This window comes from Knoellia terrae, from assembly GCF_048606435.1.
GTDB lineage: Bacteria > Actinomycetota > Actinomycetes > Actinomycetales > Dermatophilaceae > Knoellia > Knoellia terrae.
The window spans coordinates 15,624-29,997 of record NZ_JBMBWH010000012.1 but is presented as its reverse complement, the minus strand read 5'-3'; the positions used below and the strand labels follow the sequence as shown (position 1 = coordinate 29,997).

15 protein-coding genes and 1 pseudogene are annotated in these 14,374 nt (G+C 71.0%); 9 read left to right on the top strand and 7 right to left on the bottom strand.

Annotation, left to right across the window (positions count from 1 at the left end; all coding sequences use genetic code 11):
• Positions 1–36 precede the first annotated feature (36 nt).
• From ACOJV9_RS15045 to ACOJV9_RS15025, 5 genes and pseudogenes are all read right to left on the bottom strand, one after another.
• Positions 37–738 carry an HNH endonuclease signature motif containing protein gene (locus ACOJV9_RS15045; RefSeq protein WP_420186096.1) on the bottom strand — a complete coding sequence of 234 codons (702 nt, stop codon included), beginning with the start codon at positions 736–738 and terminating at the stop codon, positions 37–39.
• A gap of 214 nt (positions 739–952) precedes the next feature.
• A pseudogene (locus ACOJV9_RS15040) lies at positions 953–1,369 on the bottom strand (DUF222 domain-containing protein); the annotation flags it as partial.
• Positions 1,284–1,646, bottom strand: coding sequence for a hypothetical protein (locus ACOJV9_RS15035; RefSeq protein WP_420186036.1), 363 nt, complete (start codon positions 1,644–1,646; stop codon positions 1,284–1,286). The gene ACOJV9_RS15035 and the pseudogene ACOJV9_RS15040, both read right to left, overlap by 86 nt.
• 81 nt (positions 1,647–1,727) lie before the next feature.
• The gene (gene lhgO / locus ACOJV9_RS15030) at positions 1,728–2,933 is read right to left on the bottom strand and encodes an L-2-hydroxyglutarate oxidase (protein WP_420186035.1); all 1,206 of its coding nucleotides are present in this window, start codon (positions 2,931–2,933) and stop codon (positions 1,728–1,730) included.
• Positions 2,926–3,360, bottom strand: coding sequence for a MerR family transcriptional regulator (locus tag ACOJV9_RS15025; protein WP_420186034.1), 435 nt, complete (start codon positions 3,358–3,360; stop codon positions 2,926–2,928). Before ACOJV9_RS15025 ends, lhgO begins: the two co-directional genes overlap by 8 nt.
• 38 nt (positions 3,361–3,398) lie before the next feature.
• Here ACOJV9_RS15025 and ACOJV9_RS15020 point away from each other — a divergent pair, with 38 nt between their 5' ends.
• Positions 3,399–4,505, top strand: a complete 1,107-nt coding sequence (locus ACOJV9_RS15020) for a DNA polymerase IV (RefSeq protein WP_420186033.1) — start codon at positions 3,399–3,401, stop codon at positions 4,503–4,505.
• A 50-nt stretch (positions 4,506–4,555) separates the two neighbouring features.
• Complete coding sequence (locus ACOJV9_RS15015; protein WP_420186032.1) at positions 4,556–5,455, top strand: NAD(P)/FAD-dependent oxidoreductase; 900 nt, start codon at positions 4,556–4,558, stop codon at positions 5,453–5,455.
• Between the two features lie 100 nt (positions 5,456–5,555).
• Here ACOJV9_RS15015 and ACOJV9_RS15010 read toward each other — a convergent pair whose 3' ends face one another.
• Together ACOJV9_RS15010 and ACOJV9_RS15005 are read right to left on the bottom strand one after the other, a co-directional pair.
• Positions 5,556–6,449 (bottom strand): alpha/beta fold hydrolase, encoded by an 894-nt coding sequence (locus tag ACOJV9_RS15010; protein WP_420186031.1) that lies wholly within the window; start codon positions 6,447–6,449, stop codon positions 5,556–5,558.
• Positions 6,450–6,613: 164 nt separating this feature from the next.
• Positions 6,614–6,763, bottom strand: coding sequence for a hypothetical protein (locus tag ACOJV9_RS15005; protein ID WP_420186030.1), 150 nt, complete (start codon positions 6,761–6,763; stop codon positions 6,614–6,616).
• Between the two features lie 178 nt (positions 6,764–6,941).
• Here ACOJV9_RS15005 and dnaK point away from each other — a divergent pair, with 178 nt between their 5' ends.
• The 7 genes from dnaK (at position 6,942) to mmsB (ending at position 14,326) form a co-directional block, all read left to right on the top strand.
• Positions 6,942–8,837: a molecular chaperone DnaK gene (gene dnaK / locus ACOJV9_RS15000; protein ID WP_420186029.1), complete on the top strand. Its 1,896-nt coding sequence runs from the start codon at positions 6,942–6,944 to the stop codon at positions 8,835–8,837.
• A complete protein-coding gene (grpE, locus tag ACOJV9_RS14995; protein ID WP_420186028.1) occupies positions 8,834–9,481 on the top strand; it encodes a nucleotide exchange factor GrpE in 648 nt (215 codons plus the stop codon). Before dnaK ends, grpE begins: the two co-directional genes overlap by 4 nt.
• A 46-nt stretch (positions 9,482–9,527) precedes the next feature.
• Positions 9,528–10,565, top strand: a complete 1,038-nt coding sequence (locus tag ACOJV9_RS14990) for a DnaJ C-terminal domain-containing protein (protein ID WP_420186027.1) — start codon at positions 9,528–9,530, stop codon at positions 10,563–10,565.
• Positions 10,566–10,585: 20 nt separating this feature from the next.
• Positions 10,586–11,023 carry a heat shock protein transcriptional repressor HspR gene (locus tag ACOJV9_RS14985; RefSeq protein ID WP_420186094.1) on the top strand — a complete coding sequence of 146 codons (438 nt, stop codon included), beginning with the start codon at positions 10,586–10,588 and terminating at the stop codon, positions 11,021–11,023.
• A 44-nt stretch (positions 11,024–11,067) separates the two neighbouring features.
• Complete coding sequence (locus ACOJV9_RS14980; protein ID WP_420186026.1) at positions 11,068–11,337, top strand: hypothetical protein; 270 nt, start codon at positions 11,068–11,070, stop codon at positions 11,335–11,337.
• A gap of 215 nt (positions 11,338–11,552) precedes the next feature.
• Positions 11,553–13,079 carry a multiple monosaccharide ABC transporter ATP-binding protein gene (gene mmsA, locus ACOJV9_RS14975; RefSeq protein ID WP_420186025.1) on the top strand — a complete coding sequence of 509 codons (1,527 nt, stop codon included), beginning with the start codon at positions 11,553–11,555 and terminating at the stop codon, positions 13,077–13,079.
• Complete coding sequence (gene mmsB, locus ACOJV9_RS14970; RefSeq protein WP_420186024.1) at positions 13,076–14,326, top strand: multiple monosaccharide ABC transporter permease; 1,251 nt, start codon at positions 13,076–13,078, stop codon at positions 14,324–14,326. Before mmsA ends, mmsB begins: the two co-directional genes overlap by 4 nt.
• Positions 14,327–14,374 lie beyond the last annotated feature (48 nt).

Here is a 14,374-nt window from a genome sequence, read left to right as displayed (position 1 = left end):
TCTCGGCTGTCCGAGGCCGCCGCTGGGGACCTCTGGTCAGAACGGGATGACGTCCGGTGCCGGTGAAGGCGGTGGGTGGTCGAGGACGACGGTGACGCCGGGTCCGCGCAGGCTGAGGGGCCCGGTTGCGGTGTCGAGGTCGACGTGGGGTGGTGGTCCGGACTGGAGGGTGCCGTCGGCGGCCCAGACGTGGGGTCGGGCGCGGAGGGGGTGGCGGGAGTCGTTGTCGAGCCATGCGTGGAGCTGCTCCTCGAACGTCGACGGCAGAGTCTGCATCCGGTCGAGGGCATCGGTGAGGCTGGTGCCATGCATGGGGTCGGTCGCCGCGCCAGGCGTGTCCCGGGTGCCGCACGCGGTGACGAGGTGGAGGTGGTCGAGGGGACGGGTCGTGAGCCGGCGACCCGTGGGGTCGGTCCAGATGACGGTGGCGTCGGGGTGAATGCGAGCTCTCCAACCGGGTCGTTGCTTGATCCGGTGGTGGCGCCGGCACAAGGACATGAGGTTGGCCGGTGCGGTGGGACCGGCGGGCCAGGCGCGGACGTGGTCCAGGTCGCACTGGCGGGCCGGAGTGGAGCAGCCCGGGAAGCGGCAGGAGCCGTCGCGCAGGCGCACGAGGCGGGCCATGGCTGCAGGGATGCGGTACGTCTCGGTGGGTCCTTCGGCGGTCCGGGTGCGTACCGGTCTCGTGCGGCCGGAGGCGAGGGCCTCCGGCACGTCTCGCCCGGGTGTCGGCGCCATCGAGCCAGTCGCGGGGCACGAACGTGGTCCCGGGCGCCGCGAGTCCGCCGACCTCGACAAGGTCCTTGCACTCTGCCGGGCGTGAGTCGGGAGCGGCGGGCTCGTGCTCGTCGTCGGTGCCGGCGGCGCGGGTGGTGTGGATGACGACCTTGACGTCGCAGTGTCCGAGGATGAGCTCCATCATCGCGTCGGCGCGGGCCTGCTGCAGCGTCTCGGCGCGGCCCTCACGCACGAGCCGGCGGGCGCGTTCGGTGACGGCGGCCCAGGCGCCACGGGCGTGCTCGACGGTGAAGTCGCCGCGCCAGTGGTCGGTGCCGTGGGTGCCGGTGCGGCGGGTCAGTCCCCGGCGTTCGCGCTCGTCCTCGGCCTCCTTGGCAGCCGCCTCGGGGTCGACCTGCGCGGCGGTGCGAGCCACGAACCGGCGCAGCGGCCCCATGGTCAGCCCGGCCCAGTGCTCCTTGACCCGGTCGACGACCTCGGCGGCGGACTCGTCGCTGAGGAACTCGGTCTCCTCGGTGACGGCCGCGGCGCGGTGCTCGTCGAGCTCACCGCAGGCCATGGCCTCGACGACGTCGGGAGTGCGGGTCAGCTGCCGGATCGCCGTCAGGACCCGGTGAGAGGCGACGTGCACCGAGCACCCGATCCGGGGGGGCCGCGAGCTCGGGCGCATCCAGCCGCTGGTGCCCCAGACCGTGGTGGACCTCGACGCTGGTGCCGTCCTCGCACAGGTGGGACTCGCGGGCGGACAGGTGCGCCAGCGCGACGGCCTGCCGGGCGGAGGCGGCGTCCTTCTCCCGTTGCGCGAGCTCGATGACGTCGAGGAGCTCATCCGTGCTCAGCTCGGCAGCGCCCTCGCACAGAGCGGCGTACCGACCCTCGAGGGTGGCGGCTCCGGCGCTGGCTTCCATGGGACAAATCTATCGAACAAGAGTTCCAGCTTCAAGCCGAGAGAGCGCGAATTCGGTTCTGCCACAAGCGAACACGATGCGTCATGACGCGATCAGGTTCATGAGGTGGCGCGCGATCGGGAAGGCGGAGGTGGCGGCGGGGGAGGGTGCGTTGCACACGTGCACGGTGCGGTCGGTCCGCCGCAACAGGAAGTCGTGGACCAGCGTGCCGTCGCGCAGCACCGCCTGGGCGCGGATGCCGGCCGGCTCGGGCAGCAGGTCGTCGACGGTGAGCTCGGGGCAGTAGCGCTGCACGAGCCGCAGGTAGCCGGCCCGGCTGAGCGAGTCGCGCTGCTCCTCGATGCCGGTGCGCCAGTGCCGCCGGGCCACCTGCCACATGCCGGGGAAGCGCGCGTAGGACGCGACGTCGCGCAGGTCGAGCGAGCCCTTGCGGTAGCCCTCCCGGCTGAAGCCCAGCACGGCGTTGGGCCCCACGGTGACCCCTCCGTCGACCGTGAGGGTGAGGTGGACGCCGAGGAAGGGCAGGTCCGGGTCCGGCACGGGATAGACGAGGGTGTCGACGAGGCCGTTCCGTGACGCGGGCAGGCGGTGGTACTCACCGCGGAACGGCACGATCCGGAACGCGTCGGGTCCGGAGTTGAGGCCGGACAGGGCGGCGAGGCGGTCGGCCTGCAGCCCGCCACAGACGACGACCTGCCTCGCGGACTCCGTCGTCCGCCAGCCGCCCCGGTCGAGGCCGAGGGCGACGGCGTCGGTCGTCTCGTCGACCTGCACGACCCGGGTACCGGTGCGCACCGTCCCGCCGGCGCGCTCGACGTCCGCGGCCAGCGCCTTCGACACGGCGACGTAGTCGGTGATCCCGGTGGCGTGGACGTGCAGGGCGGCCAGGCCGGTGACGTGCGGCTCCCGCTCGCGGAGCTCGCCGGCCGTCAGCGGCGTGACGTGCAACCCGTTGGCCCGCGCCCGGTCGGTGAGGTCGCCGAGCCGGTCGACCTCCACCGGAGTGGTCGCCACGACGAGCTTGCCCGTGTCGACGAACGGGATTCCCTTCTCGGTGCAGTACTCCCGTGTGCGCGCCGCGCCCTCGGTGCAGAAGCGGGCCTTGAGGCTGCCGGGTGCGTAGTAGACCCCGGCGTGGATCACGCCGCTGTTGTGCCCGGTCTGGTGCCGGGCGACCCCGGTCTCCTTCTCGACGACGAGGAGGTCCGCGCCGGGTCGGCGTCGCAGGACCTCGTATGCCGTGGCGAGGCCGACGATGCCGCCGCCCACGACGACGAGGTCACGCACCGGCACGCCCCCGCAGCGCCGGGTGGCTGCGCCCCTTCACGAGGTCCTCCACTGCAGCGACGAAACGGGGACAGGCGGTGATGTCGTGCGCGCGGCACCGCAGGGCGTGCTCCGTCATCTCCCGCGAGCGCTCCAGCGCGAGCATCCGCTCCTCCAGGTCGCGCAGGTGGCCCTCGAGCACCTCGTGCCGGTCGCGGGCCTCGGCGTCGAGCAGCACCCGGATCTGCTCGAGGGTCATGCCGGCGAGCTTGTTGCGCTGGATGATGGCGATCCGCACGAGCTCGTCGTGGCCGTAGCGGCGGTAGCCCGACGGGTCGCGTCGCGGCTCGAGCAGGCCGATCGACTCCCAGTGGCGCAGCACGTGCGTGGGCAGGTCGAAGCGGCTCGCGAGCTCGCTGATGGTCCAGTCGCCGGTCGTCACCTTCATGTCCCCCTGAACGTACTGGTTGGCGGCACACTGGCGCCATGGCCCGCTGGGTTCTCCACGTCGACCTCGACCAGTTCCTCGCTGCGGTCGAGATCCTCCGTCGCCCGGAGCTGGCGGGTCTGCCCCTCGTCGTCGGCGGCCGGGGCGACCCGACGGAGCGGGCGGTCGTCTCGACCGCGTCCTACGAGGCGCGCGCCTTCGGCGTCCACTCCGGCATGCCGCTCAAGCTCGCCGTGCGCAAGTGCCCCGACGCGGTGTTCCTGCCGGTGGACGCGCCGACCTACGACGAGGCGTCTGCCGTGGTCATGGAGGCGGTCCGCGCCCATCCCGGAGCCGTCGTGCAGGTCCTCGGGTGGGACGAGGCCTTCGTCGGCATCGAGACCGAGAGCGCCGACGTCGCCGAGGCCGTCGCCCACGCGGACGCGATCCGGGCCGAGGTGCTCGAGGCATCGCGACTGCACTGCTCGGTGGGTGTCGGTGACACCACGGTGCGGGCCAAGATCGCCACCGACTTCGGCAAGCCGCGCGGCACGTTCGTCCTCACGCGGGACAACTGGTTCGAGGTGATGGGGGAGCGGCCGACCACCGCGCTGTGGGGAGTCGGCAACCGGATCGCCGCCCGGCTCGCCTCGCACGGGTACGTGACCGTGCGCCAGCTGGCCGACGCTTCCGACGAGGTGCTCGCCGCGGAGTTCGGTCCCCGGATGGGGCCCCACTACGGCCGGCTCGGCCGTGGTCTCGGCGCGACGCGCATCGACGACACCCCGTGGGTGGCCCGGGCCCACGGCCGCGAGACGACCTACCAGAGCAACCTCACCGACGCCGCCGAGGTCGAGGCGGCCATCACCTCGCTGTCGGCGCAGGTCGTCGAGGACCTCCGCCGCGAGGGCCGGCCGTGCGCCCGGGTCCACCTCAAGGTCCGCTTCGCGCCGTTCTTCACGACGACGCGCATCCGCAAGCTCGCCGAACCGACGTGGGACCCGGCCGTCATCGCCGCCACGGCCCTCGACCTGCTCCACGGGCTCGATGACGACCGCCCGATCCGTCTCCTGGGCGTCCGGGCCGAGATGGTGCCCCCGGAGGGTGGCTACGAGCAGCCCCGCACGACCGGTCGGGGAGGTCCGGCAGCGCGGCCACCCGACTGAGCCGTCGCAGCGCTTGCCTTCAGGTCCACCTGAAGGTTCATCCTCGGAGCATGACCACCACCCAGCATCCTGACATCGCCATCATCGGCGGCGGCCCCGCCGGGCTCCAGGCCGCCCTCACCGCCGGTCGCGTCCGCCGGCAGGTCACCGTCTTCGACGACGGCACCTACCGCAACGCGACGGTCAGCCACATGCACAACGTCCTCACCCACGACGGCACGCCGCCCGCCGACTTCCGCGCGGCGGCGCGACGGGAGCTCGCGGCATACGACACCGTCACGGTGCGCGAGGAGCGGGTCGCGACGGTCGAACGTGACGGCGACGCCTTCCGGCTCACCCTCGCCGGTGGAGACGTCGTGACCGCGTATGCCGTCGTGCTCGCCACCGGGGTGCGGGACGAGCTGCCGCCCGTGCCCGGCCTGCGGGAGGTGTGGGGCGACCTCGCCGCGCAGTGCCCGCTCTGCCACGGGTTCGAGTTCACCGGGCAGCGCATCGGCGTCGTCGGAGCGGCGGCCGCCGGGCACCTCACAGGTCTGCTGGGCCCTGTCGCGGGCGAGTTCGTCGTCTTCGAGGAGGGTCAGCAGGTCCCCGAGGGCGTGACGCTCACCGCCCCGGTGGTCGCGGCCCGGATGACCGCGGTCGAGCGGCACGGGTCGGGCCTGCGGGTCACCCTCGACGACGGATCGACCGAGGACGTCGCGGTGCTCTTCGTCGGTCCGACGCTGCACCAGTCGGCCCCGTTCGCCGAGCAGCTCGGGCTGGAGCTCAACCCCTCCGGCGCGGTACGGGTCGACGAGTTCGGGCGGACGAGCCTCCCGGGTGTCCTGGCGGCCGGTGACATGGCCCACCTCGCGGCGTTCCCGATGCCGATGGCGTCGGTCGTCATGGCGTCGGCGGCAGGCCAGCTCGCGGCGAGCTCGGCCATCGCCGGCCTCCTGCAGCGGGCCTGACGTCGCACACGGGGACTGGTGACTGGGAGCGGTCGCCACCGACATCGCCGCACCAAGGTCGCGCACGCGGTGGACATGCGGGGGGACGGGACCTGACCCGTCAGTCGTCGGTGCGCGCCAGGAACAGGAGGATCTCGGTGGTGACGAGGTCGGGCTGCTCGAGGTGGAGCCAGTGGCCGGCGTCCTCGATGACGACGAGCCGCCCGTCGTCGCAGCGCTCGAGCGACGCGCGGGCGACGTGACCCTCGAGGAAGTCGTCGTGCTCGCCCCAGAGGATGAGCGTGGGCCGCGTGACGCGCGACGGCGACGACCCCGGCCGCCTCGACCGGAGGGCCCGGTAGTAGTTGAGCATCGCGGTCAGCGAACCGGGACGCGACCAGGCCGCGGCATACCGGTCGAGGGCCCCCGGCTCGAAGGTGCCCGGCCGGGCTGACCGTTGCATCGCCGCGCGCAGGCTGGCGAAACCGAACGCGCGCAGCGCGACCTCGGGCAGCCTCGGCAGCTGGAACAGGCCGGCATACGCGCTGCGCAGTCCCTGGGTGGGGTGCGCGAGGACCTGTCGCAGCATCGTGTCGGGGTGTGGCCCGTCGAGCACGACCAGGCGGTGAAGCCGCTCGGGGTGGCGCGCCGCGAACTCCCAGCCGATCACCGCACCCCAGTCGTGGCCGACGACGTCAACGCGGTCCGCGCCGTAGGCGTCGGCGAGCGCGAGCACGTCCGCCGCGAGGACGTCGAGCCGGTAGGCGTCCACCTGCTGGGGCGCCGAGCTGGTGTTGTAGCCCCGCAAGTCGGGCACGACGACGTGGTGGCCCGCGTCGGCCAGAGCCGTGATCTGGTGGCGCCAGCCCCACCAGAACTCCGGGAAGCCGTGGAGCAGGAGCAGCACCGGGTCGCCCTCGTCCCCGGCCTCGACGACGTGCAGGTCGACGCCGTTGACGCTCCGCACGCCGTCGCGCCACCCGGGGTCGAGCAGGAGGTGCTCGGTCGCAGACATCGTGAGGGGTCCCTTCGTCGTGAAGTCGTGGGGTCGGCCGGGTGGTACCCCGCAGGGCCCGACCATCATCATCGCCCCGGCCTTGATGCGTTCGGGGGCGGGCTCCGGCGTCCTCCCCCATGCCACGGAGTGCAGGGACTCGAGAAACCTGCCGCCCGGAGGAGTCAGCCGGCGCGCACGCGGTCCCGCTCGGCACGCAGCGCCCGGACCCGTGCCCAGTACGCCTCGCGGGTCGGCTCCTCGGCGCCCACGTCGGCCGGGCGTGCGGCGGCAGGGACCACCCTCAGGTGCCGCGTGGTGCTCTCCTCTGCCATGCCGAGAACGGTAGGGCTCCCCACCGACAACGCGTCTTCGCCGTGGGAACAACGGCAGCGTGGCAGAAGTTGAGTCAGGTGAACGCAAGTTTGGACGCGCGGATTTGCCAACCGGCATACCGGCTCCTAACTTGAGTGGAAGCAACTCAACCGCAGCTCAACGCAAGGAGACAGACCCATGGCCCGTGCAGTCGGTATCGACCTCGGAACCACCAACTCCGCCGTCGCCGTCCTCGAGGGTGGCGAGCCCACGATCATCGCGAACGCCGAGGGCGGCCGCACCACCCCGTCGGTCGTCGCCTTCACCAAGGGCGGTGAGGTCCTCGTCGGCGAGATCGCGAAGCGCCAGGCCGTGACCAACGCCGACCGCACCCTGCGCTCGGTCAAGCGCCACATCGGCACCGGCTGGACGAGCGAGGACATCGACGGCAAGAAGTACACCGCCCAGGAGATCAGCGCCCGCACGCTCCAGAAGCTCAAGCGCGACGCGGAGTCCTACCTCGGCGAGCCCGTCACCGACGCCGTCATCACCGTCCCCGCCTACTTCGACGACGCCGAGCGCCAGGCCACCAAGGAGGCCGGCGAGATCGCGGGCCTCAACGTCCTGCGCATCGTCAACGAGCCGACCGCCGCGGCCCTCGCCTACGGCCTCGACAAGGGCAAGGAGGACGAGCTCATCCTCGTCTTCGACCTCGGTGGTGGCACCTTCGACGTCTCCCTCCTCGAGGTCGGCAAGGACCCGGAGGACGGCTTCTCCACCATCCAGGTGCGCGCGACGAGCGGTGACAACCAGCTCGGTGGCGACGACTGGGACGACCGCATCGTCCAGCACCTGCTCACCACGGTGAAGAACAACACCGGCGTCGACCTGTCCAAGGACAAGATCGCGATGCAGCGCCTGCGTGACGCCGCCGAGCAGGCCAAGAAGGAGCTCTCGTCCGCGAGCAGCACCAACCTCTCGCTGCAGTACCTCTCGATGAGCGAGAACGGCCCGATCCACCTCGACGAGAACCTCACCCGGGCGCAGTTCGAGCAGATGACCAAGGACCTGCTCGACCGCACCAAGCAGCCCTTCCAGAACGTCATCAAGGACGCCGGCATCGACCTGGCCGACATCGACCACGTCGTGCTCGTCGGTGGCTCCACCCGTATGCCGTCCGTGACGGCTCTCGTGAAGGAGCTCACCGGGGGCAAGGAGCCCAACAAGGGCGTCAACCCCGACGAGGTCGTGGCGCTCGGCGCCGCGCTCCAGGCCGGTGTCCTCAAGGGTGAGCGCAAGGACGTCCTCCTCATCGACGTCACGCCGCTGAGCCTGGGCATCGAGACCAAGGGCGGGCTCTTCACCAAGCTCATCGAGCGCAACACCGCCATCCCGACCAAGCGCTCCGAGGTGTTCTCGACCGCCGAGGACAACCAGCCGAGCGTGCTCATCCAGGTCTTCCAGGGTGAGCGCGAGATCGCGCAGCAGAACAAGGCGCTCGGCACCTTCGAGCTCTCCGGCATCGCCCCCGCCCCGCGCGGCGTCCCGCAGGTCGAGGTCACCTTCGACATCGACGCCAACGGCATCGTCCACGTGACGGCCAAGGACCGCGGCACCGGCAAGGAGCAGAAGATCACCATCTCGGGTGGCAGCGCGCTGTCCAAGGAGGAGATCGAGCGGATGGTCAAGGACGCCGAGGCGCACGCCGACGAGGACAGGAAGCGTCGCGAGGAGACCGAGACCCGCAACCTCGCGGAGTCGTTGGTCTTCTCGACCGAGAAGTTCCTCAGCGAGTCCGGCGACAAGCTGAGCGATGACCAGCGCGCCCCCGTCGACACCGCGCTCGCGGACCTCAAGGAGGCGATCAAGCCCGGGTCCACGCTGTCGCGTGACGAGATCCAGGCCAAGATCGACACCCTCAACGAGGAGTCGCAGAAGATGGGCGCGGCGCTCTATGCCGCCTCGGCCGAGCAGGGCGAGTCCGGCGACGCCGGCCAGGCCTCCGACGGCTCGACCCCGACCGACGACGGCACGGCCTCCGACGACGACGTCGTCGACGCCGAGGTCGTCGAGGACGACGAGGAGAAGAAGTGACCGAAGTCTTCCGGCAGGGCGACGTGCCCGGTGACCCGCAGCCGCTCGAGGACGACGTCCTCGACGGTGAGGTCGTCGACGACGCCGAGCAGGGCGAGGACTCGATCAACACCGAGTCGGTCAACGACGGTGAGGAGGTGTCTCCGGCGCAGGCCGGGGCCACCGCCCCCGCGGGCGAGCCCGCCTCCGCGGACCACCCCGACACCGCGCTCGCGGCCCAGCGCCTCGACGACCTCCAGCGGCTCAACGCGGAGTACGTCAACTACAAGCGCCGGGTCGACCGCGACCGGGCCAGCGTGCAGGAGCGCGCGGTGCGCGACGTCCTCGAGTCTGTCCTGCCGGTCCTCGACGACATCCAGCTCGCGCGTCAGCACGGCGACCTGACCGACGGCCCGTTCGCGGCCATCGCCGACAAGCTCGAGGCCAGCCTCGGCAAGTTCGGCCTGGTCCGCTTCGGCGCGGTCGGCGAGGTCTTCGACCCGATGCACCACGAGGCCCTCATGCACGCCGCGTGGGACGCCTCGAACCCCGAGCTGCCGACCGACGCGACGAGCACCACCGTCGTGCAGGTTCTCCAGCCGGGGTACCGCACCGGTGACCAGGTCCTCCGTCCCGCACGGGTGGCCGTCGCCGACCCTGAGTGAGGGTCGTTGTGACACAACGGCATACGATGCCTGAAAGGAGGCGCTGATGGCGAGCCAGGACTGGTTCGAGAAGGACTTCTACGCGATCCTCGGCGTGTCCAAGGACGCGGATGCCGCCACGGTCAAGAAGGCCTACCGCAAGCTCGCCCGGACGCACCACCCGGACAAGAACCCCGGTGACGCGGCGGCCGAGCAGAAGTTCAAGGACATCGGCGAGGCGCACGCCGTGCTGTCGGACCCCAAGCAGCGCGAGGAGTACGACGCCATCCGCCAGATGGCGCACGGCGGTGCGCGCTTCCGTGCCGGCGGCCCGGGCGGCAACGGCGGCTTCGAGGACATCTTCAGCGCCTTCGGGGGCGGCGGTGGCTCCGGCGTGCGCTTCGACACCGGTGGCGGCTCGTCCTACGGCGGGTACCCCGGTGGCGGGGACGCCGACATCAACGACCTGCTGTCGCAGATGTTCGGTGGTGCGGCCGGCGGTGCCGCCCGGCCGGGCCAGGCCGGGTATGCCGGCTACGGCGCCCCCCGCGGTCCCCGCAAGGGCGCCGACGTCCAGGCCACGACGACCCTGCCCTTCCGCGACGCCGTGGAAGGCTCCACCGTCACGCTGCGCACTGCCGAGGGGCGCACCATCACCGCGCGGATCCCCGCCGGGGTCAAGGACGGCCAGAAGATCCGCCTGCGCGGCAAGGGCCAGCCGGGAGAGCCCGGCGCCGGCGCCGGTGACCTCATCCTCACCGTGGGCGTCCAGAAGCACCCGGTGTTCGGCCGGGAGGGCGACCACCTCACGGTCGACCTGCCGGTGACGTTCGCGGAGGCTGCGCTCGGCGCCACCGTCCCGGTGCCCACGCTCGACGGCTCCACCGTCAAGGTGCGCATCGCCCCCGGCACCCCCTCGGGGCGCGTGCTGCGCGTCAAGGGCCGGGGCGTCGCCGGCAAGGCCGGCACCGGGGACCTGCTCGCCAAGGTGCAGGTGGTCGTGCCGGAGACCCTCTCGGACAGGGCCCGTGAGGCCGTCGAGGTGCTTCGGGCAGAGGCCGACGGCGACCCGAGGGCGGCGCTGGCCGAGCAGGCGAAGGCCTGACCGTGGCCACCCGCCCGAGCATGCCGCGACCGGATGACGACGCTGCCGTCTTCGTCATCTCGGTCGCGGCCGAGCTCGCCGGGATGCACGCCCAGACGCTGCGCCAGTACGACCGGCTCGGGCTCGTCACTCCCTCGCGTACCCGAGGTGGCGGCCGCCGCTACTCCGCGCGTGACGTCGAGCTGCTCCGTCAGGTCCAGCGGCTCTCGCAGGAGGAGGGCGTCAGCCTGGCCGGCATCGCCCGGATCCTCGAGCTCGAGAACCATGTCGACGCGCTGCGGCATCGTGTCAAGGAGCTGACCATCGAGGTCGAGCGGCTCCGGGCCGCCACCGACCACGGCTCGCGCGTGTTCTCCGTGGGCCCCGGGGGCGAGATCCTCGCGAGCCGGCTCGGGGAGCGGCCGCGCCGCCGCCCCGGCGGCTCGGCCTCCCAGGCCCTCGTCCTCTGGCGCCCCTGAGCGAGCCGTCGGGACACGGTGGGCGGACGGCATACGCTCGGCTCGTGAGCGACCACCTGCTGCTGTTCCCCGAGCGTGAGACCGCCGACGAGGTGGCGTCCGAGCTGGGCGACGAGGGCTTCACCGAGGTTCGCGTCATCCGCGTCGCGCACGCGGGAGATGACGACGCCGAGGACGCGGAATGGGCCGTCCTCGTGCGTGAGGAGATGGTCGCCGACGAGACGGGCGCCGTTGAGGGCGGGCTGCGCGACCGCTTCCGTGCGCTCGCCGAGGAGCGCGACGGCTGGTACGACCCGGAGCCGACCACCTCCTGACCGGTCGCGGTCACCCTGCACCGTCCGGTGCCGTGCACCTGAAGACCAGAAATTGTCCGGTTCTCCTTGTCCATCGGACAAGCCCGAGAGTCGTGCCGGAAAGGGGTGCGCGACGGACAGGTCTGGGGTTTAGCATCGAGCCACCGCGGCCAGCGAGGACCGCGGTGAACGACCGACGAGGAGACACAGTGGTCGATGCGGCGCCCATCCTGGAGATGACGGCCATCACCAAGACCTTCCCCGGTGTCAAGGCACTCTCCGACGTCACGCTGACGGTCCGCCGCGGTGACGTCCACGCGATCTGCGGGGAGAACGGCGCAGGCAAGTCGACCCTCATGAAGGTGCTGTCCGGCGTCCACCCGCACGGGACCTACGAGGGGACGATCCGCTTCAACGGCGCCGAGGTCACGTTCAACAACATCCGTGACTCCGAGCACGCCGGCATCGTCATCATCCACCAGGAGCTGGCGCTCATCCCCGAGCTCTCCATCGCCGAGAACATCTTCCTGGGCAACGAGGAGACCAAGAACGGCGCCATCGACTGGGTCCGCACCAACAACCGTGCCCGTGAGCTCCTCGCCCGCGTCGGCCTGGCGGAGGACCCGGAGACGCCGATCAAGAACATCGGTGTCGGCAAGCAGCAGCTCGTCGAGATCGCCAAGGCCCTCGCCAAGGACGTCCAGCTGCTCATCCTCGACGAGCCGACGGCGGCCCTCAACGAGGGCGACTCCCGACACCTGCTCGACCTCATCCGGGGCCTGCAGGGCAAGGGCATCACGAGCATCATGATCAGCCACAAGCTCAACGAGATCGAGGCGATCGCCGACGCCATCACGATCATCCGCGACGGTCAGACGGTCGAGACGCTCGACGTCCGCGAGGGCGCCGTCGACGAGGACCGCATCATCCGCGGCATGGTGGGCCGATCGCTCGAGTCGCGCTTCCCCGAGCACACGCCCGAGATCGGCGAGGTGATGTTCGAGGTCACGAACTGGAGCGTGGCGCATCCGCAGGTGCCCGACCGGCTCGTCGCCAAGCAGTCGGAGTTCTTCGTCCGGCGGGGCGAGATCGTGGGCTTCGCCGGGCTCATGGGCTCGGGTCGCACCGAGCTCATGCGCTCGATCTTCGGCCACTCCTACGGCACGAAGCTGAGCGGAGAGATGACCCTCAACGGCAAGCGGGTCGACCTGCGCAACGTGCCGGCGGCGATCGACGCGGGCATCGGCTACGTCACCGAGGACCGCAAGGTGCTCGGTCTCAACCTCCTCGACGACGTCAAGACGACGACGGTCTCGGCCAAGCTCAAGAAGATCGCGCACAACTTCGTCATCGACCGGCGGGCGGAGCACTCCGCGGCCGACGACTACCGCCGACAGCTGCGCACCAAGACACCGAACGTCGACTACGACGTCGCCAAGCTGTCGGGCGGCAACCAGCAGAAGGTCGTCCTGGCCAAGTGGCTCTTCACCGACCCCGACCTGCTCATCCTCGACGAGCCGACGCGCGGCATCGACGTCGGCGCCAAGTTCGAGATCTACGGGATCATCCAGCGCCTGGCCAGCCAGGGCAAGGGCGTCATCGTCGTCAGCTCGGAGCTGCCCGAGCTGCTCGGCCTGAGCGACCGGATCTACACGATCAGTGAGGGCCGGATCACCGGTGTCCTCGACAAGGAGCACGCGGACCAGGAGTCCCTCATGCGCCTCATGACCAAGACCTCGACGAGCCCGAAGGACGCCGCATGAACAAGCTCAAGGAGATCTTCGGTGGCGACACCCGCCAGTTCGGGATGATCTTCGCCCTCGTCTTCCTCATCGTGCTCTTCCAGGTCTGGACCGACGGGCTGACGCTCGACCCCGGCAACGTCATCAACATCTTCCAGGGCAACAGCTACATCCTCGTCATGGCGATCGGGATGGTGCTCGTCATCATCGCCGGGCACATCGACCTCTCGGTCGGGTCGGTCGCGGCGTTCGCCGGCATCGTCGTGGCCATCGCGATGCGTGACTGGGGCATCCCGTGGTGGACGGGCATCCTGCTCGGTCTGGCCATCGGCGCGGTCGTCGGTGCGTGGCAGGGCTTCTGGGTCGCCTTCATCGGCATCCCCGCCTTCATCGTCACCCTCGCGGGCATGCTCCTCTTCCGCGGCGCCAACCAGTGGGTCGGCAAGTCCAACACCATCCCCGTGGACGAGAGCTTCCAGACCATCGGCGCTGGATACCTCCCGGAGGTCGGGCCCAAGACCGGCTACAACAACCTCACCGTGCTCATCGGCCTGGTCGTCTGTGCGGCGATCATCGGGGGCACCCTGCGCAACCGCCGCAACCAGGCCAAGATCGGCGCCGAGGTGGAGGCCGCCTCGACCATGTGGATCCGGCTCGGGCTGATCTCGGTCGCGATCCTCGCCGTCGCCCTGCTGATGGCGTCCGGCCGCCCCGGGACGTCGCTGCCGATCTCGGCGCTCATCCTCGGCGGGCTGGTCCTGCTCTACGGCTTCATCTCGACCCGCACGATCATCGGCCGCCACGTCTACGCCGTCGGAGGCAACCGCCACGCGGCCGAGCTGTCCGGTGTCCGGTCCAAGCGGGTCAACTTCCTCGTCATGATGAACATGTCGATCCTCGCGGCCCTGGCCGGGATGATGTTCGTCGCCCGCTCCAACGCCTCCGGCCCGTTCGACGGCGTCGGCTGGGAGCTCGACGCGATCGCCGCCGTCTTCATCGGGGGCGCCGCCGTCACCGGTGGCGTCGGCACGGTGGTCGGGGCCGTCATCGGTGGCCTCGTCATGGCCGTGCTCAACAACGGTCTCCAGCTCCTCGGTGTCGGGGCCGACATGACCCAGATCATCAAGGGCCTCGTCCTGCTCACCGCCGTCGCCTTCGACGTCTACAACAAGTCGCAGGGACGCCGGTCGATCACCGGCCTGCTGATGCAGAACTTCAACCGGCGTGCCACCCAGGACACGAGCGAGACGGTGAAGCAGGAGGCCTGACCCGGCCGCCGCAGCACCACAACTTCATCCGCACCACAGGTGACCAAC